The organism is Methylococcales bacterium (assembly GCA_030949405.1).
Taxonomy (GTDB): domain Bacteria; phylum Pseudomonadota; class Gammaproteobacteria; order Methylococcales; family Methylomonadaceae; genus WTBX01.
The window spans coordinates 462843-485262 of the sequence record JAUZSN010000002.1; the positions used below are offsets into that span (position 1 = coordinate 462843).

The 22420-nt window shown below is 39.4% G+C and carries 10 protein-coding genes, 2 tRNA genes, 3 rRNA genes and 1 pseudogene; 11 read left to right on the forward strand and 5 right to left on the reverse strand.

Annotated elements, in window-relative coordinates:
- Positions 1–57: 57 nt before the first annotated feature.
- Entirely contained in the window at positions 58–1353 is a 1296-nt protein-coding gene (locus tag Q9M50_02525) for a DUF3422 domain-containing protein (GenBank protein MDQ7089508.1), read from the reverse strand.
- 268 nt (positions 1354–1621) lie between these two features.
- On the opposite strand from Q9M50_02525, the gene Q9M50_02530 reads away from it, so the two are divergent.
- Both Q9M50_02530 and Q9M50_02535 read left to right on the forward strand, forming a co-directional pair.
- On the forward strand, positions 1622–1753 hold the full coding sequence (locus Q9M50_02530; protein ID MDQ7089509.1) for a hypothetical protein: 132 nt from the start codon (positions 1622–1624) through the stop codon (positions 1751–1753).
- Between the two features lie 57 nt (positions 1754–1810).
- Positions 1811–2140, forward strand: a pseudogene (locus Q9M50_02535) (transposase family protein).
- Positions 2141–2262: 122 nt separating this feature from the next.
- On the opposite strand, the gene Q9M50_02540 reads toward Q9M50_02535, so the two are convergent.
- Both Q9M50_02540 and Q9M50_02545 read right to left on the reverse strand, forming a co-directional pair.
- Entirely contained in the window at positions 2263–3429 is a 1167-nt protein-coding gene (locus Q9M50_02540) for a DUF6399 domain-containing protein (protein MDQ7089510.1), read from the reverse strand.
- A 55-nt stretch (positions 3430–3484) separates the two neighbouring features.
- Entirely contained in the window at positions 3485–3763 is a 279-nt protein-coding gene (locus tag Q9M50_02545; GenBank protein MDQ7089511.1) for a hypothetical protein, read from the reverse strand.
- Between the two features lie 167 nt (positions 3764–3930).
- On the opposite strand from Q9M50_02545, the gene Q9M50_02550 reads away from it, so the two are divergent.
- The 8 genes from Q9M50_02550 (at position 3931) to Q9M50_02585 (ending at position 15758) form a co-directional block, all read left to right on the forward strand.
- Positions 3931–4260 (forward strand): transposase family protein, encoded by a 330-nt coding sequence (locus Q9M50_02550; GenBank protein ID MDQ7089512.1) that lies wholly within the window; start codon positions 3931–3933, stop codon positions 4258–4260.
- A gap of 42 nt (positions 4261–4302) precedes the next feature.
- Entirely contained in the window at positions 4303–4788 is a 486-nt protein-coding gene (locus Q9M50_02555) for a L,D-transpeptidase (GenBank protein MDQ7089513.1), read from the forward strand.
- Between the two features lie 614 nt (positions 4789–5402).
- A 16S ribosomal RNA gene (locus tag Q9M50_02560) occupies positions 5403–6941 on the forward strand.
- A gap of 66 nt (positions 6942–7007) precedes the next feature.
- Positions 7008–7084, forward strand: a tRNA-Ile gene (locus tag Q9M50_02565).
- A gap of 63 nt (positions 7085–7147) precedes the next feature.
- A tRNA-Ala gene (locus Q9M50_02570) sits at positions 7148–7223 on the forward strand.
- 253 nt (positions 7224–7476) lie between these two features.
- A 23S ribosomal RNA gene (locus tag Q9M50_02575) occupies positions 7477–10383 on the forward strand.
- Between the two features lie 136 nt (positions 10384–10519).
- Positions 10520–10635: ribosomal RNA gene (gene rrf, locus Q9M50_02580) — 5S ribosomal RNA — on the forward strand.
- Together the 16S, 23S and 5S rRNA genes with 2 tRNA genes alongside form the textbook arrangement of a ribosomal RNA operon.
- Positions 10636–11093: 458 nt before the next feature.
- Positions 11094–15758, forward strand: coding sequence for a cadherin domain-containing protein (locus tag Q9M50_02585; protein ID MDQ7089514.1), 4665 nt, complete (start codon positions 11094–11096; stop codon positions 15756–15758).
- A 60-nt stretch (positions 15759–15818) separates the two neighbouring features.
- On the opposite strand, the gene Q9M50_02590 is transcribed toward Q9M50_02585, so the two are convergent.
- Together Q9M50_02590 and Q9M50_02595 are read right to left on the reverse strand one after the other, a co-directional pair.
- Positions 15819–20660, reverse strand: coding sequence for an NAD-glutamate dehydrogenase (locus tag Q9M50_02590; protein MDQ7089515.1), 4842 nt, complete (start codon positions 20658–20660; stop codon positions 15819–15821).
- A gap of 76 nt (positions 20661–20736) precedes the next feature.
- Positions 20737–20889: a hypothetical protein gene (locus tag Q9M50_02595; GenBank protein MDQ7089516.1), complete on the reverse strand. Its 153-nt coding sequence runs from the start codon at positions 20887–20889 to the stop codon at positions 20737–20739.
- Positions 20890–21150: 261 nt separating this feature from the next.
- On the opposite strand from Q9M50_02595, the gene Q9M50_02600 reads away from it, so the two are divergent.
- Positions 21151–22332, forward strand: coding sequence for an OmpA family protein (locus tag Q9M50_02600; protein MDQ7089517.1), 1182 nt, complete (start codon positions 21151–21153; stop codon positions 22330–22332).
- Positions 22333–22420 lie beyond the last annotated feature (88 nt).

The window sequence follows — 22420 nt, forward strand, 5'->3', positions numbered from 1 at the left end:
ATAAACTGTGTTTTGTATTCCAGACTTTAGTTTTGAAAATCATTCATATTTCATTTTTTAGAGATCCTCTTCTCGTTGAATCATTTTATGAATTCGCCTAACGCCAAAAGCAACCATGAGTAATACTAAAGGAATTGAAAACCCAGAAACAACGTCAGGCTCGATGTTCCAGCCTATTTTTTTTAATGCCGTACTCATAGAACCGATTAAACTCACGACATAGGTTGTAATGGCAACAATAGAAACCCCCTCAACCGTTTCTTGTAAGCGTAATTGCATTTTTGCGCGTAAATCCATAGAAGTTAATAAGGCTTGATTTTGTCGTTCTATGCTCATATCGACGCGTGTACGTAACAATTGACTGGTATTACTAATACGTTTTGAAAGGCGTAAAAACCGTTTGTCCGTCATTTGGCAGGTATTAATCGCAGGTTCTAAACGCCGCTTCATAAACTCCCCGATGGTTTGAATTCCCTGAATTCTATTTTCACGCAAATCGGCAATTCGTTGTCTAACCAACTTATAATAAGCATTGGCAGCCCCAAAACGAAAATGATTATTAGAAATATGATGCTCAATTTCAGCGGCCAAGGTGGTGAGTTCATCTAATAAAACGCTATCATCCCGATCATCTTGGGACATGGCTTTCGTAATTTCCAATAAGCGTTGATCGCTCTGATTAATTTTAGGGGTTAATTGTTTAGCAATGGGAAAGGCTAATAAGGCCATCACGCGATACACTTCAATCTCAAATAATCGTTGTAATAAGCGTCCTGCCTGTTGTTTTTTCAAACTATAATCAATAATTAAAAAACGACTAAAGCCATCGACATGAATTCTAAAATCAGTAAACGCTCTTGCTGCTCCACCTGATACCTCCGCGCCTACAACAGGATTATTAGAAAAATAACTTGAAATAGTTTCCAAACTCAATGATTTTTCAGTGGGTGTTATGACCGTTGCGTGGGTTGATACCATGATTTTTCCAGGTAACTGTGCCAGCCAATCCACAGGAACATGTTCTAATGCGGGGGATTCAAAAGGGTCGTCTAAACTATTAGCCACATAAAAGGTATAACAAATAAATTCCGCATGTTGTTCCCAGCGAAGTTGAAAGGCATCAAAGGCCGCTGAAAAATGATCGGCCTCTTTATTCGGTGGAGTGACTCCAAATCGCTCACACAATAAATCTAAGTGATGTCGTGCTTGTAGTTTTTCATCAGGCGTTAAGAATAATGCTAAGTGACTGCAACGAACAGGCAGTTCTAAAATCACCGAAGCACGCGCATGAACCTCATTATGTAAGGTAAAGCGTTGCGTATGATTATCAGGCAAAGGAAATAAGGTTGCCACAAGTGTCCTTAAGTGATTAAAAATAGACTAATTGTAAGTAAAAACTAAAGCGAATAAAAGCCCGCTTGTATTATGAGTCCTCCTTTATTCTCATTATAATAGACTTGTTCTTCTAAATAAAATATATTAAAATCAATTGCTTATATATACTTGATAACACTCACAATCAGTTGATACAGCCTAATAAATAAACTTTAAATTAAATTATTAAAAATAATAAATAAGCTTTATAATAAATTTCTATAAAAAATAAAAATCAAAGTATAACATGAAAATAAAAGAAATTTTACCAAGAATTTATGATGATAGACAGTTAAGAGCTTTAACAGGATTAAAAACAGAACATTTTATTTTACTATTATCTCTATTTGAAAAGACCCTTATTGAAGATCAAAAATAAAAACATGAAAATAAAGAAAGAAAATACGGTAGTGGTTTAGATAGCACATTAAAAACACCCGCAGACAAATTATTATTTATATTAAATTATATGAAGTGCTATTCTACTTTCGATCACTTAGGGTTTTCTTTTAATATGAATAAATCATGCGCTCATACTCATGTATACAAATTATTTCCAATTTTAATAAAGACGTTAGATATATTTAATGTTTTACCTGCAACAAGTTTTTCAACCCCTGAAGAAATGCAGCAGGCTTTTGGCGGAGTTCAAACATTGATAATAGATACTACAGAGCGTGCTGTACAACGCCCTAGTGACTATGAAGAACAAAATGAATTTTACAGTGGTAAAAAAAACAGCATACAATTAAAAATACCACTATAGCTTCTTTAGGTCATTTAATTTTATATATTGGGGTTAGTTTTCCAGGTAAAAATCATGATTATGGAATGTTTAAAAAAGAATTTAATCCAGAATTAAATTGGTTTAGTAATTTGGCTACCAATTTAAGACGGGACATCCAGCAATTTCAAAGGGTTAGAAAACACACGCTTTCGACTATTTCTAGGAAGCGGTAACTCGCCCATTTCATTCAGTAGCCATGAAAACAAGTCTGGAAACTCGGTATCAAATAAACGCATGGCGGCGGTTGTGCCATCCTCACGTTTGATTCCGTAGTTATGAATGACCGTCAACGCGTTTAATCGCTTTTTATTCAAACCTCGCCCATTGCGATACATTTGCGATAAACAGCCATTTCGCCCTTCCACCGCAGATGAACTGCGTTGAAACTGCCTTGCCATATGCTCCGCCAATGTTAGCCATCGCTGCATTTCACTGATTGATAACTTTGCACTAAATGGGTCTGATTTGAGCTTATCAGACGCGGTTTCCCAAGCTTTTCGATAGTTTTCCTTTGACCTGCGGCTTTTAGTTTGTTCCATTTTCTGATGCCAATAAACAACGGGTAATAATGTTGTGGTCAACCAATATTCGGTATCCGCATCAAGCCCCAAATTTTGCAAGGTTTCGCGTACCCAAAGCCACCAAAAACTGATGGATACCGCTAACGGTTTTATTTGATTACGAAACTTTTTCATCACGCCTTTATGATCGTTAATCCCTTGTTTTTCCGCTATTTTTTCAAAGGCTCGCGCTCTTAACTCTAGCAACTTCTCAACCTGTTCCGCATCGTTTCTACGACTATCATTGAGTGAAAAAGGATGAACTTCATCCGCAATCCCTTGTAAGTTTTCGTGATAATCTGTTTGTATTTTTTTGGCTTCTTCAAGCTCTTTTTCAGCCGTTATCCGTGTTGTTTTAAGTCCAATAATTTTCTGCATCGTTGCCGTTTTAGAAACAGTAGACTCTGCGGTTTGCGCTGCTTGCCGCTGTTTTTCAGCCCTTGCTGCACGCCTGCCGATTTTCGCGCCTAACCAGCGACTCATATCTTGTTGAGCATGAAAAATATCTGCCCCCGATTCGCACTTAAACCCCGTCACTGCCATTTTTATCAACGCCTTAGCGCGATCACTAATCGCATGATTAACCTCAATGCCTAATGATTCTAATCGTGGCGAAACCTTTTTATACCAAGTATCGTAGCACCTATCATCGCTAATATCTTCCAACAAAAGATAGCCAGAACGTAAGTCCATTAAAACTAAAATCATAAAGTTGCCGAAAAAGTCTCATCCAGCCCAGCAACAACTTTACGTGTTTGTTTTTTCACACTTTTTCGCATTCTTGCTGAAACTGCGGCAATAAGACTTCCATTTTATTGATTTGAGTCCGCAGTGCGTCGGGTGATACGCCCACATGGGTGTCAATCCGTATCATTTTAAAAAACAGCGATAAAGTCTCTGCACCTACGCCTGCCTTTAATCCAAAGACATACAAGGCGGAAAACACCATTAATCTTTGCCAAGAACTACCTGCCTCGGTTTCCCATAATGATGATTCAGGATGTCGATTTCGCTTTGTTTGCGCTTGACGATGACGATGCACACTGCTTTTTGAGCGACCAACAATTGAAGCTAAGTTACGAACAGTTTGCTTGCCTGTTGTTGTAATTTCAGCGATAATTGCGTGACTAGCTGCGCGTATTTTCTATGTTGTTCTGTTTTTTTAGTCATTAACCTATGATACAAGAATATCGCAGTTAGTTCTTTATTTTGTCCCGTCTTAAGTTGGTAGCCAGTAATTTTAATATATTTATTGATTTAGGTTATTTGGGGTTTAATAATGAATATAAAACTAATTCGGTAAATATTCCTCATAAAAAACCAAATAAATCTAAGCATAATCCAAACCCAACATTAACTGAAAAACAAAAAAAAGAAAACAAAGAGATGAGTCGTGAAAGAGTCATTGTTGAGCATGTAATCGGTGGAATGAAAAGATATAGATGTCTAGTTGACAAGTTTAGAAATAAAAAAGAAGGTGTAAAAGATTTATTTTCTTTTTTAGCGGCTATCCTATGGAATTTTAACATGATATATTAACTTCTTCTTAAAGAACAAGTCTAATGATAAATTTCTACGCCAATGACCCAATTAATTAATATTTCTATTGCCGAGCAACAGCTTACTTTAATAAAAAATAACCAATTGATACGGCAGTATTCAGTTTCAACCGCAAAAAATGGAGTAGGGCAGACGATGGGGAGTGGCTGTACTCCATTAGGTTTACATCGAATTCGTGCCAAAATAGGCGCGGGGGAACCTTTAAAGAGCGTTTTTATTGGGAGACGAGTAACTGGTGAGGTTTACTCGACTGAATTAGCTAAAAAATACCCCCAGCGTGACTGGATTCTAAGTCGTATTTTATGGCTTGGTGGGTTAGAGGCGCGTAAAAATCGCTATGGTGACATGGATACAACTTGGCGTTATATTTATATTCATGGGTGTCCAGACCATTTATTACAGGGAAAACCTGAGTCGCATGGCTGTATTAGAATGAAAAATGCAGACATTATTGAGCTGTTTGAATGGGTTGATACGCAAACACAGGTCTATATTGATAAGGACTGATCTATATATAGAGTAGGGAGGGCGTAAATTTTTATAACTAATTTAAGCAGGGTTGTAAAGATTTAAGGGGGTATGCTGAATAAAAAGATATGAAATTTTAGCTATTTTTCGGTTTAAGTAAAAAATTAAACGTAATTAAGAACGGATATAGGGCTTGTTTGCATCGCTAAAGTAAAAATAAAGCGAACCTAACTTGTTGAAAAATAAATGATTGGTTAAAAACATCAAATAAAAGTAAAAATAAAGTTGACGAAAAGAAAAGAGACTGTATAATACGCCTTTCTTTCAGCAACACACCGTTTCGGGAAGAAATTAAGGAAAAAGAATTTTCAACAAGGTGTTGACAAAAAACGAACATTAAGTTATAATGGTTGGCTCACTAAGGAGAGTTAATTAACTCTTTGAAGTGATTAAGAACCTCGGTTCTTACGCTCTTTAACAAGTAAATCGAAATAATTTGTGTGGGTACTTGTGCTTGGATATTAAGTTTGTAAAAAATATTCGAGACAGTATTTACACTGAACAATCATTCATTTGAATGTTTACGTTTAATTCTGAATCGAGTCAAGATTTTTTGGTTGGTTTATCTTTATAAAATCAACAAATGCAAGTTTAAACTGAAGAGTTTGATCATGGCTCAGATTGAACGCTGGCGGTATGCTTAACACATGCAAGTCGAACGGTAACAGCAGGAGCTTGCTTCTGGCTGACGAGTGGCGGACGGGTGCGTAATGCATAGGAATCTGCCTAGTAGTGGGGGACAACTCGAGGAAACTCGTGCTAATACCGCATAAGCCCTACGGGGGAAAACGGGGGATCTTCGGACCTCGTGCTATTAGATGAGCCTATGTTAGATTAGCTTGTTGGTGAGGTAATGGCTCACCAAGGCGACGATCTATAGCTGGTCTGAGAGGATGATCAGCCACACTGGGACTGAGACACGGCCCAGACTCCTACGGGAGGCAGCAGTGGGGAATATTGGACAATGGGCGAAAGCCTGATCCAGCAATACCGCGTGTGTGAAGAAGGCCTGAGGGTTGTAAAGCACTTTCAATTGGGAGGAAAAAGTATCGGTTAATATCCGTTACCTTGACATTACCTTTAGAAGAAGCACCGGCTAACTCCGTGCCAGCAGCCGCGGTAATACGGAGGGTGCAAGCGTTAATCGGAATTACTGGGCGTAAAGCGTTCGTAGGCGGTTTGTTAAGTTAGATGTGAAAGCCCCGAGCTTAACTTGGGAACGGCATTTAAAACTGGCAGACTAGAGTTTGGGAGAGGGAAGTGGAATTTCAGGTGTAGCAGTGAAATGCGTAGAGATCTGAAGGAACACCAGTGGCGAAGGCGGCTTCCTGGACTAAAACTGACGCTGAGGAACGAAAGCATGGGTAGCAAACGGGATTAGATACCCCGGTAGTCCATGCCGTAAACGATGTCAACTAACTGTTGGGTACTTCGGTACTTAGTGGTGGAGCTAACGTATTAAGTTGACCGCCTGGGGAGTACGGCCGCAAGGCTAAAACTCAAATGAATTGACGGGGGCCCGCACAAGCGGTGGAGCATGTGGTTTAATTCGATGCAACGCGAAGAACCTTACCTACCCTTGACATCCAGAGAATCTGTTAGAGATAGTAGAGTGCCTTCGGGAACTCTGTGACAGGTGCTGCATGGCTGTCGTCAGCTCGTGTCGTGAGATGTTGGGTTAAGTCCCGTAACGAGCGCAACCCTTATCCTTAGTTGCCAGCACATAATGGTGGGAACTCTAGGGAGACTGCCGGTGATAAACCGGAGGAAGGTGGGGACGACGTCAAGTCATCATGGCCCTTATGGGTAGGGCTACACACGTGCTACAATGGCCAGTACAGAGGGCTGCGAACTTGCGAGAGTAAGCAAATCCCAGAAAGCTGGTCTTAGTCCGGATTGGAGTCTGCAACTCGACTCCATGAAGTTGGAATCGCTAGTAATCGCGAATCAGAATGTCGCGGTGAATACGTTCCCGGGCCTTGTACACACCGCCCGTCACACCATGGGAGTGGGTTGCAAAAGAAGTGGGTAGACTAACCTTCGGGAGGTCGCTCACCACTTTGTGATTCATAACTGGGGTGAAGTCGTAACAAGGTAGCCCTAGGGGAACCTGGGGCTGGATCACCTCCTTACAAAATGACTTATGTTAAGCATGAGTACTCACAACAAATTATTTCGGTTTAAAGCAACAGACGATTGGGTCTGTAGCTCAGTTGGTTAGAGCGCACCCCTGATAAGGGTGAGGTCGGAGGTTCAAATCCTCCCAGACCCACCAATTTATAGATAATTTTAAGGATGGAAAATAAGTTTTTCATCTCTATTTGTGTCTGTATCTATTGGGGCTATAGCTCAGCTGGGAGAGCACCTGCCTTGCACGCAGGGGGTCTGCGGTTCGATCCCGCATAGCTCCACCATTTCTATAAGATTTCACACGAGATTTTATAGAATTGGTAACGTTTGTTATTAATAAGCTCTTTAAAAATTTGGAAATCTGTAACTATAGTGTTTATCTTTATTATAAGGATAAATATTTTAAAACGAGTTAAACAATGGATTAATTTTTATAATTAAACTGTTGAATAATGAGTTCTCAAGCAGAAAAAAGCGAAAATGTTAGCGAACCCGTATAACGTTAAATAAGCCTTAACAGACTTATTGGGGTTATATGGTCAAGTGAATAAGCGCATACGGTGAATGCCTTGGCAGTAAGAGGCGATGAAGGACGTTGTAGAATGCGATAAGCTTCGGGGAGTGTTCAAACCCACTATGATCCGAAGATTTCCGAATGGGGAAACCCACTTATCATAAGATAAGTATCCTTACCTAAATACATAGGGTAAGGAAGCGAACCTGGAGAACTGAAACATCTAAGTACCCAGAGGAAAAGAAATCAACCGAGATTCCCTTAGTAGCGGCGAGCGAACGGGGATTAGCCCTTAAGCATTTATTAAGTTAGTGGAACAGTCTGGAAAGTCTGGCGATACAGGGTGATAGCCCCGTACACGAAAACTTATTAGGTGTGAAATCGAGTAGGTCGGAGCACGAGAAACTTTGACTGAATAGGGGGGGACCATCCTCCAAGGCTAAATACTCCTTACTGACCGATAGTGAACTAGTACCGTGAGGGAAAGGCGAAAAGAACCCCTGTGAGGGGAGTGAAATAGAACCTGAAACCGTATGCGTACAAGCAGTGGGAGCATCGATTTATCGGTGTGACTGCGTACCTTTTGTATAATGGGTCAGCGACTTACATTTTGTGGCAAGCTTAACCGAATAGGGGAGGCGTAGCGAAAGCGAGTCTTAATAGGGCGTTTAGTCGCAAGGTGTAGACCCGAAACCGGGCGATCTATCCATGACCAGGTTGAAGGTGGGGTAATACCTACTGGAGGACCGAACCCACTTATGTTGAAAAATGAGGGGATGAGTTGTGGATCGGAGTGAAAGGCTAATCAAGCCCGGAGATAGCTGGTTCTCCTCGAAATCTATTTAGGTAGAGCCTCGTGTATAACTGTTGGGGGTAGAGCACTGTTTTGGCTAGGGGGTCATCCCGACTTACCAACCCAATGCAAACTCCGAATACCAACAAGTTGCAGCACGGGAGACACACGGCGGGTGATAAGGTTCGTCGTGAAGAGGGAAACAGCCCAGACCGTCAGCTAAGGTCCCAAAATTATAGCTCAGTGGAAAACGATGTGAGAAGGCCCAGACAGCCAGGAGGTTGGCTTAGAAGCAGCCATCCTTTAAAGAAAGCGTAATAGCTCACTGGTCGAGTCGGCTTGCGCGGAAGATTTACCGGGGCTAAGCTATATACCGAAGCTACGGATCTTACTTTGAGTAAGGTGGTAGAGGAGCGTTCTGTACGCTGTTGAAGGTTCATTGAGAAGTGGGCTGGAGGTATCAGAAGTGCGAATGCTGACATGAGTAACGATAATGGGAGTGAAAAACTCCCACGCCGAAAACCCAAGGTTTCCTGCGCAACGCTAATCGACGCAGGGTTAGTCGGTACCTAAGGCGAGGCCGAAAGGCGTAGTCGATGGAGAACAGGTTAATATTCCTGTACTTGTTATAACTGCGATGGGGTGACGGAGAAGGCTAGATCAGCAATCTGTTGGAATAGGTTGTTTAAGCAGGTAGGGAGAAAGTTTAGGTAAATCCGGACTTTTGTTAATCCTGAGATGTGATGACGAGAAGTAATCCCCTCGGGGATGAACCGAAGTGATTGATGCCATGCTTCCAAGAAAAACCTCTAAGCTTCAGGTTATAACGAGCCGTACCCCAAACCAACACAGGTGGGTGGGATGAGAATTCTAAGGCGCTTGAGAGAACTCGGGTGAAGGAACTAGGCAAAATGGTACCGTAACTTCGGGAGAAGGTACGCCCTTGGTAGGTGAAGTCCCTTGCGGATGGAGCCAAAGAGGGCAGCATTAAACTGGTGGCTGCGACTGTTTAGCAAAAACATAGCACTCTGCAAACACGAAAGTGGACGTATAGGGTGTGACGCCTGCCCGGTGCTGGAAGGTTAATTGATGAGGTTAGTGCTTGCACGAAGCTTTTGATCGAAGCCCCAGTAAACGGCGGCCGTAACTATAACGGTCCTAAGGTAGCGAAATTCCTTGTCGGGTAAGTTCCGACCTGCACGAATGGCGTAACGACGGCCACACTGTCTCCACCCGAGACTCAGTGAAATTGAAATTGCGGTGAAGATGCCGTATACCCGCGGCTAGACGGAAAGACCCCGTGCACCTTTACTATAGCTTTACACTGGACTTTGAACCTACTTGTGTAGGATAGCTGGGAGACATTGAAACCACATCGCTAGGTGGGGTGGAGTCACCCTTGAAATACCAGCCTGGTATGTTTGAAGTTCTAACCTAGACCCGTTATCCGGGTTGGGGACAGTGTATGGTGGGTAGTTTGACTGGGGCGGTCTCCTCCCAAAGAGTAACGGAGGAGCACGAAGGTACCCTAATCCTGGTCGGAAATCAGGAGTTTAGTGCAATGGCATAAGGGTGCTTGACTGCGAGACGGACGTGTCGAGCAGGTACGAAAGTAGGTCATAGTGATCCGGTGGTTCTGAATGGAAGGGCCATCGCTCAACGGATAAAAGGTACGCCGGGGATAACAGGCTGATACCGCCCAAGAGTTCATATCGACGGCGGTGTTTGGCACCTCGATGTCGGCTCATCACATCCTGGGGCTGAAGCAGGTCCCAAGGGTATGGCTGTTCGCCATTTAAAGTGGTACGCGAGCTGGGTTCAGAACGTCGTGAGACAGTTCGGTCCCTATCTGCCGTGGGCGTTTGAGATTTGAGGGAAGCTGCTCCTAGTACGAGAGGACCGGAGTGGACGAACCCCGGTGTTCCAGTTGTCTCGCCAGAGGCATTGCTGGGTAGCTACGTTCGGACAGGATAAGCGCTGAAAGCATCTAAGCGCGAAGCCCCTCCCAAGATGAGATCTCACTGGAACTTAAAGTTCCCTGAAGGGCTGTTGGAGACTACAACGTTGATAGGTCAGGTGTGGAAGCGCAGTAATGTGTGAAGCTAACTGATACTAATTGCCCGTGAGGCTTGACCATATAACACCCAATCAGTTTGGGTCGTTATTGGAAGTTAACATGCTTTTAAAGCGAAGAGAATTGATACAGATTTCCAACTCAATGCAACAGAGCTGCATTGATTGATAATAAGTGAGTTACTTATTACACCAAATTGCTTGGTGACCATAGCGAGAGTGAACCACCTGATCCCATCCCGAACTCAGAAGTGAAACCTCTTAGCGCCGATGATAGTGTGGCAGGTTGCCATGTGAAAGTAGGGAATTGCCAAGCTTAAATTTAAAAAAACCGTTTACGAAAGTACAACGGTTTTTTTTTGCTTGGAATAAAGGTGATCTCTCTGATATTTTCAAAAAGTAATGGGTACCTTATTAATAAAAATGTTAGTAATAAAATACTGTAATTACATTGACGTGGCTCCGTAAAAGTCAGGCTTAAACTATTTTATTTTGGCTTAGGTATTATTTTAAAAAAAGTCGAATCAATTATTATTTAGGTTTTTTATTATAAAGGTTAATGAAATCAGTTAGATAAAAACAATATATTTTTATTTTTATTTTAGAGATAGATCACGTTTTTGATGTTTATATTTCAAGCTTATCTTTGGGTGTGTTATATAATTGAGCGTAAGATTTAAGAATAATGAGGTAAATGAAAAACCGCCAAAATCGTTAAGAGTTTTGTGAATTACCTGTTTTCTTTAATTTATATCAATATTCTTGGAGGTTATCATGGCAACTAGTACACAAAAAGAAACAATTATCGAATTGTATACGGCTTATTTTGGTCGTGCGGCTGATAAGGAGGGGGCTGATTTTTGGGTAGGTAAATATGATCAATTTTTACCTGAAGTTTTAAAAGATACCCCTAACCAGTCAGATGCAGAGCGAACTTTACTCATTAAAATCTCAGAGGCAATAGCCACTTCTGACGAATATATTGCGCTTTATCCCCCTGAATTATCTAGTAATGACTTTCTTGAAAAAGTTTATTTAAATCTTTTTGATCGAACGATTGATGAAGAGGGTAAAGCCTTTTGGTTGAAACATTTAGATGCAGGGACAATGACAAAAGATGTTGCCATTATTAGTTTAATTACAGCAGCGAAAGAAAATACCAGTGAACAGGGATTATTGGATACTGCCCTGTTGAAAAATAAAACAGATATTTCATTGCATTATGTAGACGGTTTAGAATCTAATAATATTGAGTTAGCAAAAAAAGCGTTTGAAAAGGTCACTAGCGATCCTTTAACGGTAGCTGCTATTATAAAGGCATTAGATATTGAAGTCGCAGGTGACCAAATAACAACGAATGAAGTAACAGGGGATGTACGGGTTGTTAGTACAGACTTTTTAACGGGAAAGGTTACCTCAACAGTTAAAGATAAGGCAGGAACGCTACTTTCAAGTTCTATTATTAATACAGATGAAACTACTGAAAATGTTATTGAAACGATAACAAACGCTCAAACAGGTGAATTGACTGTTGTGACTAGTGATAAAAATGGCTCTCTACTGACGACCAAAGCAACAACAACGGGTGAGAATGGTCTGCCTTTAATTACCACGACCGATGCGAAAGGTGACCTTATAAGTGTAGGCATTACCACGATTGACGAGGCAACAGGAAGTTTTGTTACTACCGTTAGAGATGCCGATGGAAATTTACTAGAAACAACGGTACAAACAAAAGATGGAGCAACAGGTGAAATAATAGATGTCACCACTAATGACAAAACGGGTAATGTTACGGTCACAACTGTGGATGAGGTGACAGGCGTATCAACGACAACGGATATTACCGCGCCTATTTTAACAGATATTAGTGCGCCTAGTGGAACCTATGCTATTTTGGATACGGTTGAAATTACGCTCACTTATAATGAGGCGGTGATTGTTGATGTTAGTCGAGGTTTGCCAACATTAAGTTTAAGTAATGGTACATTGGCAGGTTATGTTTCAGGAAGTGGGCATAATAGTTTGGTGTTTGGTTATCAGATTAAAAGTGGGGATACCGATACTAAGAATTTAGATGTACTCTCAATTAACCTGAATAGCGGTACCATTACAGATGCAGGTGGAAATACAGCAGGGTTTGCATTAGGCATTGGGGTAAGTTTAAAAAGTGATGCGACGCTTATTATTAAAGGTACGCCAGCACCTGTTATTAGCTCTGATACGACGGCAAGTATTGATGAAAATATTGGACCAAACACGGTAATATATAAGGTTACGTCAAATGATCCAGATGCCACTTACAGTTTAAACGCCTCGGATTATACGTTATTTTATATTAATGGGCAGACAGGTGAGGTTTCCTTAAAAGCGAATCCTGATTTTGAAACCTTAGCCAGTTATAATTTTACTGTTATTGCAACAGATATCTTAGGCAATGCACGCGAACAGGCGATTGCTTTAACTGTTAATAATGTTGACGAAGTTGATCCTATTATTACTTCATTAGCAACAGCAACCCCTGTTAATGAAAATAGTGGTGAAAACCAAGTCATTTATACAGTAACATCAACGGATGATAGTACGGTAGCTTATAGTTTAAAAGCGGTGAACGATGGTGCTTTATTTAGTATTAATAGTAGTTCAGGCGCGATTAAGTTAATTGCTAACCCTGATTTTGTAGCGAAAGAAAATTATAGTTTTACGGTTATTGCGACGGATTTAGAAAACAATAGTGTTGAAAAAATAGTGTCTTTGGCTGTTGTTGATTTGGAAAGTGTTGCACCGACAGCGTCTTTAAGTTACAGCATTGATTCAGGGACAACAAAGGCTGATACGATTATCGTTAAAGATGCGGATACCTTAAGAGTTTTTGCGACTTTTAATGAGGCGATGAGCGACTCCCCACTTCCTACAATTGCGATTGATAATAGTATTTTATTAGCCGCTACTATGACGAAAGAAAGCTCGACGGTTTATTATTATGATTTAAATGTACCTGTAGGGGATTTAACGGGAACAGTAACGATTACCAATGGGAAAGATCTTGCAGGGAATGTAATTACCGCTAATCCAAGCAATCCTACGTTTACGATTGATAATACTATTTCGATTCCTTCATTTTCGTTAAATTCAGATTCAGGTACAAATACGTCAGATGGAATAACTAATGACGCAACAATTGATGTTACTGGTTTAGTGGATGATGTTGCGAGCTGGGAATATAAATTAAAAACAGCTAATTGGGTGGCGGTTACCGATAATAGTACTTCATTTGAATTAGCGGATAATATAGCGTATTCGGGAGATGATATTCAAGTTAGACAAACAGATGTAGCGGGGAATGTTTCTGATATAGCTAAGAATACAAATAGTATAGTGATTGATAAAGTAGTGCCTACTTTAAGTTTAGTAGAGATTGTTTCAAGTAATAGCGATACATCATTGGCGAAAACTGGCGATATCGTTACGTTAAGTTTCACATCTAGTAAAACGATTAACACACCGACTGTCCTTATTGGAGGACAATCGGCAACAGTAAGTAATACAAGCAATAGTTATACCGCAACTTACACGTTACTTTCCTCGGATACAGAAGGAGCATTAGGGATTAATATTGCTTTTAGCGATACTGCGGGGAATGCTGGAACGAATGTAACGACGGCTACTAATTCAAGTTCGGTGACTTTTGACAGAACAGCACCTACTTTAAGTTCAGTAGGAATTGCTTCAAATAATAGCGATACATCATTAGCGAAAATAGGCGATATCGTTACGTTAAGTTTTACATCCAGCGAGACCATTAATACACCTACTGTCACTATTGGTAGTCAATCAGCAAGTGTGACTAATTCGGGCAATGATTACACAGCAACTTACACATTACTTTCCTCAGATACCGAAGGAGCATTAGGGATTAATATTGCTTTTAGCGATACTGCGGGGAATGCTGGAACGAATGTAACGACGGCTACTAATTCAAGTTCGGTGACTTTTGACAGAACAGCACCTACTTTAAGTTCAGTAGGAATTGCTTCAAATAATAACGATACTACTTTGGCAAAAATAGGCGATGTAGTTACTTTGAGTTTTACATCAAATGAAGCTATTACCCCGACCGTCACTATTGGAGGGAAATCAGCAACAGTAACTAACACGGGTAATAATTATACTGCGACTTATACGTTACTTTCCACGGATACAGCAGGCGTATTAGGGATTAATATTGCTTTTAGCGATACTACGGGAAATACAGGAACAAGTGTAACTGCGGTAACTAATTCCAGCTCGGTAACATTTGATAAAATAGCTCCCACTTTAAGTGCAGTAGCGATTGTTTCAAATAATAGTAATACAGCATTAGCAAAAATAGGTGATATTGTTACGTTAAGTTTTACATCAAGTGAAAGCATTAGTACACCTACCGTGACTATTGATTCTAAAACAGCTATTGTGAGTAATACTTCGGGTAATAGCTATACCGCTACTTATACATTAGATTCAAATAATAATGAAGGAGCATTAGGGATTAATATTGCTTTTAGCGATACTGCGGGGAATGCTGGAACGAATGTAACGGCGGTTACTGATTCAAGTTTGGTGACTTTTGATAAAACAACTCCTGCTGTGACGAGTGTAACATCACTTGATGATGATAAAACTTATGCTGCTGGGGACACTATTAGTATTAATATTTTATTTGATGAAGTAGTTGACGTAACAGAGACACCCACCTTAACACTTGAAACGGGTACAACAGATCAGGTTGTTAATTATACGTCAGGAACAGGAACAAACACGCTAACATTTGATTATACGGTACAAGCTGGGGACGCAAGTCTTGATTTAGCTTATTTCGATACAAGTGCCTTAAAATTAAACTCAGGAACAATTACGGATGCAAGTGGTAATAGTGCAGTTTTAACTTTGCCTACGGTTGGTGCTACGGGATCATTATCAAATTCTAAAGCTCTTGTTGTAGAAGCGAGTACTGTGGATACAAGTGTCGTTGTTTTTGATTTAACGACAGGAGAAAGTAGTGACCATAGTAATAGAACGTTTAGCAGTAGTGTTGATTATGATATTTATATTAAGGTAGCAAGTGCAAGCAATACCTTGGTAGCGTTGGATGCAGTAGAAAAATGGAAAGGGGCTGCGGACTTAGGTGCGTTGGATAAAATAACTTTAGTAGGGAATGGTGCTGTTATTGAAGGTAATAAAGGTAATATTCTAAATGGTATAACTAAGCTTAGTGCCAATGATATAAGGTTTAAAACTGTGTCTGCAAATGCTATTGTTTTAGAAAATTCTGGAACTGTTAAACGGTATTATAATGGCACAGGAAATATTCAACCAGACTTGTTTACAGATATATTTTTGCATAAAGTAATAGGCATACAAACACCTTTAATAACACTGCCTAGTGGTATAAGCATTTAGCGATTGTAGAGACGCGAAGCATCGCGTCTCTACCAGCATTTATCCTTGATTAGCTTAAAACTATTGATGATGACTCATAGACATATTTATCTCAACTAATTCTTTAAGCAATACCGTAATCTTTTCCAACTCAATATCCTTATCCGTTTTCACTAAACTGACTAATTTACGATAACGCGTAATGGCGGTATTCGATAGTTTCAAACACGCCGCTAACTTATCGTTCACTTTTAACGACGATTGTTGTAAAACAACAATCGTTAAACGACAGCATACATTATTAAATTCTTTTTTAACCGTTCGGCGTGCCAAAGACTCCCAAACCGTATTTTTAGGTAAATCATTAATTTGTTGTCGTAACCATAACAAATCAAACGCATCAATAATTTGAAAAAAAGCAATCGCACAATCTTGTAAACTACTTCGGGTTTGTTTTTTTAACCAAACCACATCCAAACACCAATAAAGAACATCCAAAACCACAATCTCAATCGCAACTTCTGCGGCAACCCCTTTGTGAATAAAATTATCGACTTGCTCATCAATCCATTTTTGTTCAGTTTGCGTCATAAAACTCGCTATTTGTGTATTCAAGGCTTTAATGCCTTCAATATAATCTTGACGATCATCAAAAAGCCCTAATTGCTGCCTATCTTTATCAATAAACCAATACATTGCTTTTTCAATCGCCTTTCTAAGCGTCATTTTTAGCGAGGCGAAGACCTCTTTATTGAGTTGTGTGGTTTGAGATTCTAATTGCTCCCAAAGAATATCAACATTGAAAACCTCACAAACTAAACTATCAATATTAATAATCGCAACCGTACTACACCCTGTTTCCTCCATCAGACGATAAGGTAACACCATCCCCATGCGGTTAATTAATTGATTAACCAATCCATTAGCCACAATTTCATCACGAAGACTGTGTTGTTGAATTTCTTCGGGGTATTTTTGTTGTAATGCCGCTGGAAAATAAGCCTGTAATGTCTTAAAAAATAACTTTTTATCCAGCCCTGTAAGCTCTTTTAATAACTCTTGCTTCATTAATTGCTTGCTATACGCCAGTAACACCGATATTTCAGGACGCGTTAACCCTTTTGATTGAGTATGGCGTTCTTTTAAAATAGAGTCACTTGGAATACTTTCTAAGGGTCGATTCAAATGTCCTCGGTCTTCTAGTGCCTTAATTAACAATTGACTATCAACGCTGTTTTCACTGGAATGTGATTCTATTAATGAAATCACTTGGTTTTGTTGATAATTATTCACTAAAACTTTATTGGCAACCTCTTCAGTCATCGCTTCAAGTAATTGGTTTCGCTGTTTTTCAGTTAAATCCCCTTTACGCATTAACCCATTAAGCAAAATTTTAATATTAACTTCATGGTCAGAACAATCAACCCCAGCGGAATTATCAATCGAATCGGTATTGCAATAGCCTCCTTGCTGGGCATATTCAATCCGTCCTTTTTGAGTAAAACCTAAATTACCGCCTTCGGCAACCACTTTACACTGTAATTGCTTACCATTAACCCGCACCGCATCATTGGCCTTATCACCCACATCAATATTTGATTCATCATGGGCTTTAACATACGTTCCAATGCCGCCATTCCATAATAAATCAACTGGCGCGGAGAGAATGGCTCGAATTAATTCATGGGGGGTTAAGGTTTCACTGCGGATATTTAAACATTTTTGAACTTGCGGGGAGATAGCAATGGATTTTAAATTGCGTAAAAATACGCCGCCGCCTGTCGAAATTAAGTCAGCATCATAATCTTGCCATGACGACTTAGGACATTGGAACAAACGTTGACGCTCTTTAAAACTGTTGGCAGGATCGGGGTTAGGGTCTAAAAAAATATGAAGATGGTCAAATGTCGCCACTAATTTGATTTGTGAGGATAAGAGCATTCCATTACCAAAGACATCCCCTAACATCCCCCCAATTCCCACCACTGTAAACGGTGTATTCGTGGTATTTAAATTAAGCTGACTAAAGTGATGTTTAACCGATTCCCACGCACCACGCGCAGTAATTCCCATCACTTTATGGTCATAACCCACAGACCCCCCTGATGCGAAGGCATCGCCTAACCAAAAATCAGCTTGTTGGGATAATTGATTGGCGTAATCTGAAAATTTTGCCGTGCCTTTATCCGCAGCAACCACCAAATAAGGGTCATTACCATCATAACAAACCACCTCTTTTGGTTTAATGCAGAGACCATCTTGTTTATTATCGGTTAAGGTTAATAAGCTTTGAATAAAAATCTGATAACATTGAATCACTTCCTGATAAATTTTGTCTTTGTCGGTTATTTTATGCAAACGTTTAACCACAAAGCCACCTTTTGCCCCTGTGGGAACAATTAAGGCGTTTTTAGTCATTTGAGCTTTCATTAACCCTAAAATTTCAGTTCTAAAATCTTCACGTCGATCAGACCAACGGATTCCACCGCGCGCGACGGCTCCACCGCGAAGATGAATGCCTTCAACACGGGGCGAATAAACAAAAATTTCAAAATACGGAACGGGTGCGGGCATTTCATTGATTAAGGCGGAATCAAATTTAATCGCAAAAAAAGGAAAACCTTGTTCATCGGTTAAATTGGAAAAATAATTGGTTCTAACCGCCGCGTGAATGAGGTTTAAATAATGTCTTAAAATTCGATCTTCATCTAGGGAACTTACTTGTTCAATCGCTTCCTCTACAGGTAAAGAAATTTCACACAATTGTTTAACTTGCTGATTTAAATCGGGGTTAAAGCGTTGATTAAAAAAATCAAATAATAGACTAACGACTTGTGGATTTTTAGATAAAGTAAGTTCGACATAGGTTTGGCTAAACTTCATTCCTAGTTGGCGTAAATAAAGGTATAAAGCCCGAAAAAGATTAACTTGCTCCCACTTTAATTTAGCATTCAAAATTAAGGCATTAAAGCCATCATTTTCAATCTTATCAAACCAACATTGTTCAAATGCGGTTTCGAAACGAGGCTTTAAACGGGCTAAATCTAAATCACTACGTTCTACTTCATAATCTAATCCAAAATCATGTAGCCATAAAATGGCCTCACTATTTTTATTTTTAATTTCATAAGGCCGTTCATCACAAACTTTAATGCCCATGTTTTCTAACATAGGCAAACTTTTAGATAAGGAGGCTTGTTGACCTCGATTAAATAATTTAAAACGTAACGTTTTTTTACCACTCACGGTTAAAGGGCTATAAAGTAAACTTTCGGCGTGTAAATTACAATCAATTAATTGTTCAAACTTACCAATATCCAATAATGCGGTTCGTGTCGAGGTTTCTTCTCGATAAGCAGCGGAAAAACCATCACAATAGTTATAAAATAAGGTATTGCCTTTTGCTTCACCAAAATAATGATTTAACTGTATTTGTAAATCATCTTTCCATTCAGCGAGGGCTTCAACAATTTTTTGTTCTAAGGCTTTCAAGTCGTACTGAGTACAGCAGCCTTTATTACTGTGAATAATAAAATGAATCCGCGCTAATATGGATTCTGATAATTGCACACTAAAATCAACATTTTCGCCTTTAAACGTTTCCAACAAAATACTTTGAATTTTTTTACGCGACTGAGTGTGATAGCGATCTCTGGGTACAAAGGTTAATAAAGAAATGAAATGCCCATAAACATCATGACGGACAAAAACACGGACGCGTTGACTTTCTTGTAATTGTAAAACGCCCATCGCACATTCAAATAAACTTTGTTCGTCAGCTTGAAAGAGTTCATCACGCGGTAGCGATTGTAAAATATAAAGTAACGCTCGCGCACCATAGGTATTGGCTCTAAATCCAGAACGCTCTTTTAAGTGTTGAAGTTTATGACTAATCATGGGGATCTTTCTAAGATCACACGAGTAAGCCGATGAACTGTATAACCCTAAAAAACGTTTTTCACCTATAACATCGCCTTTGGAGTTATATTGTTTAATTCCAATATAATCCATAAAAACAGAACGGTGAACCGTCGCTCGGGTGGTGGCTTTGGTAATAATGAGGGGGGATGGTTGAGTGAAATAATCATAAGTTTCGGGGGGAAAGAAACGAGTTTGTTTATTGAGTACTGAGGTAACGGAATCATGAAGAACCCCTAAACCCGTATCGGAAATTATTTTCAACCCTTTTTGTTTATTTTCATCAACGAGTTGATATTCCCTGTAACCTAAAAATACAAAATGATTATCATGGAGCCATTGTAAAAAGGCAATGCTATCGCCTAGGGGATGAGGCGAGGCGTGTTGCTGTGTCTTAAGTTCATTAATAACCGATTGTAAGGTATCAAGACACTTTTTCCAGTCATCGGTTGCAGCTTGCACATCCTTTAATATTCGATTTAAAGAGGCTTTTAGTTCATCAATAGCGGTTTGATTACTTTGTCGGTCTATTTCAACATGTAATAAACATTCGGTACTTATATCGTTGTCATCAGCCATTTCAGCCAATCCTAATAATTTTCCTTGCTCATCGCGTTTAAAATTAAACACGGGATGGATGACTAAATGATTAGTAAACCCATGACGGTTAATTTCCATACAAACCGATTGTAATAAAAAGGGTCGGTCACTCATGACAATTTCGACAATAGTATGTTGTGATTGCCAGCTATGTTCTTCTAAGGTTGGGTTATAAACCTGTACGCAAAAATTATGCGGGGTGGCGTTTAACAGTAAATTCCAATGGGATAATAAAGCCGCATACCAATCTTCAATACTATTATCACTTTCAAAATTTTCAATCACCATTCCCTGATAATACTGGGTTGCAAACGCATTCATTAAGGGGATCGTATCCTCACTTAGCTTGGTTTTAATATAGGCTAAGAGACGTTTCAAAAATTCTTGCTCGGTTTTATAGGTCATGAGATTACCTTAGGTTTTGGTTTTTACAGGTGATGGCATAAAACTTTAATAGATCACACTATTGATCCTATTTAAATTATAGACGCTTTGAATGGGCTGCGTGATGAAAGTCACACTCAGCTAATTCGTAAATTTCAAGGCTAAAGATGGTTGCAGTATTATTAGCATAAAAACAACAGCATAAAAGATGCGTTGTAAAGCCTAAATCTTTGTTATAATCGGTATTCATCGCATTTTAATTATTTTTAAGCTCGTTAATATTGTTAAATTAGCCGCTAAGTGTCTCTAAAAAACGACATTTTTTGAGAGCAATCGCATAAAAGTCGCACTTGCCCTATAAGTTCCCTAAACAACACTATATAATTAGTACGATTTTTAGGGTTAATTCTTTATCCGCCTCAAAGAGCCTAATAAAATGGCTTAACCCCTTAATTTCGGATAATAACTTACAAAGTATTTCATCACTTGTTTTTTTAATAAGGAAAATTTAATGAAAAAATCATTACTATTAGCGGCATCTGTTGCCACTGCCATTCTTTCAGGGTGTGCAACGACACAACCTGCAAACTTTCAATCTTTTCAAGCGAAAGATTTAAGCGCGTTGACTAAATCGAAAGATTTCAAACAAAAAACAAATAACTTTTTTGTTATTAGCGATTCATCAGGTTCAATGACTGAAACCTATATTAATGGTGGACTTGCATCAGATCCTGCGGCGATTAAATTAGAAGTTGAAAAAGAACTTTTAAGTCGTATGAATAAAACAATTCCTAGCATGACCTTAAATTCGGGCTTGCGTAGCTTTGGTTTTGGTAAATGTGTTGGTGTAGCCACAAAATTAAACCAAGCTTCAGAGTCTTATTCTAAATCTGCCTTTAATGCGGCGATTGATACTTTAGCTTGTGGTAGTGGCGGCTCGCCAATGGACAAATCATTGGATGCGGCTCAAGAAGATTTAGCAGGAAATTCTGGAAAGACGGCTTTGATTATCTTTAGTGATGGGTTTGAATTAGACAGATCTCCTATCCCATCAGCCCATGCTTTAAAATCTCGTTATGGGGATGATCTATGTATTTACACCGTTTGGACGGGAAATCCTAAAGATGCTGAAGGCCGTACAACGCTATTAAATCTATCAAATATTGGTGCCTGTGGTTTCAGTACTGCAACAGCGGATATTAGTTCACCTGATGGTATGGCTAAGTTTGTTGAAGGGGTCTTCTTCAAAAAAGTATTCCCTGTTATGGAAGGCGATGCTGACTTAGATGGTGTTTTTGATAGTAAAGATCAGTGTCCAAAAACACCGTTAGGAGCAACCGTTAATATTCAAGGTTGTTGGATTATTAAAGGGATTAACTTTGATACAGCGAAACATGCAATCAAATCAAGATACTATCATTTGTTAGATGATGCGGCTTTTGTCTTAAAAAGAAATCCTGGTTTAGCTATTGAAGTTCAAGGACATACAGATAATGTCGGTTCTGATAAATATAACTTAGGTTTATCTGATCGTCGTGCTAAGTCAGTTAAAGGCTATTTAAATAACAAAGCAAAAGGTAAAGCGTCTTTAACTTCACGTGGTTATGGCGAAGCGAAGCCTGTTGCAAGTAATGATACAACAGTAGGTCGTGCGCAAAACCGTCGTGTACAATTAAAAGTCATCCGTAAATAAGATGATTTAGTCTGCGTTAAAACAGACTTTAGTTCTAAAAAAGGGGGAACATTGATTAGAATGTTCCCCCTTTTTATTTGAAAATGAC

Coding starts and splice junctions, on each gene's coding strand:
- Q9M50_02530 (MDQ7089509.1), top strand. CDS start 1,622: ATGAAAATAAAAGAAATTTTACCAAGAATTTATGATGATAGACAGTTA.
- Q9M50_02540 (MDQ7089510.1), bottom strand. CDS start 3,429: ATGATTTTAGTTTTAATGGACTTACGTTCTGGCTATCTTTTGTTGGAA.
- Q9M50_02555 (MDQ7089513.1), top strand. CDS start 4,303: ATGACCCAATTAATTAATATTTCTATTGCCGAGCAACAGCTTACTTTA.
- Q9M50_02585 (MDQ7089514.1), top strand. CDS start 11,094: ATGGCAACTAGTACACAAAAAGAAACAATTATCGAATTGTATACGGCT.
- Q9M50_02590 (MDQ7089515.1), bottom strand. CDS start 20,660: ATGACCTATAAAACCGAGCAAGAATTTTTGAAACGTCTCTTAGCCTAT.
- Q9M50_02595 (MDQ7089516.1), bottom strand. CDS start 20,889: ATGAATACCGATTATAACAAAGATTTAGGCTTTACAACGCATCTTTTA.
- Q9M50_02600 (MDQ7089517.1), top strand. CDS start 21,151: ATGAAAAAATCATTACTATTAGCGGCATCTGTTGCCACTGCCATTCTT.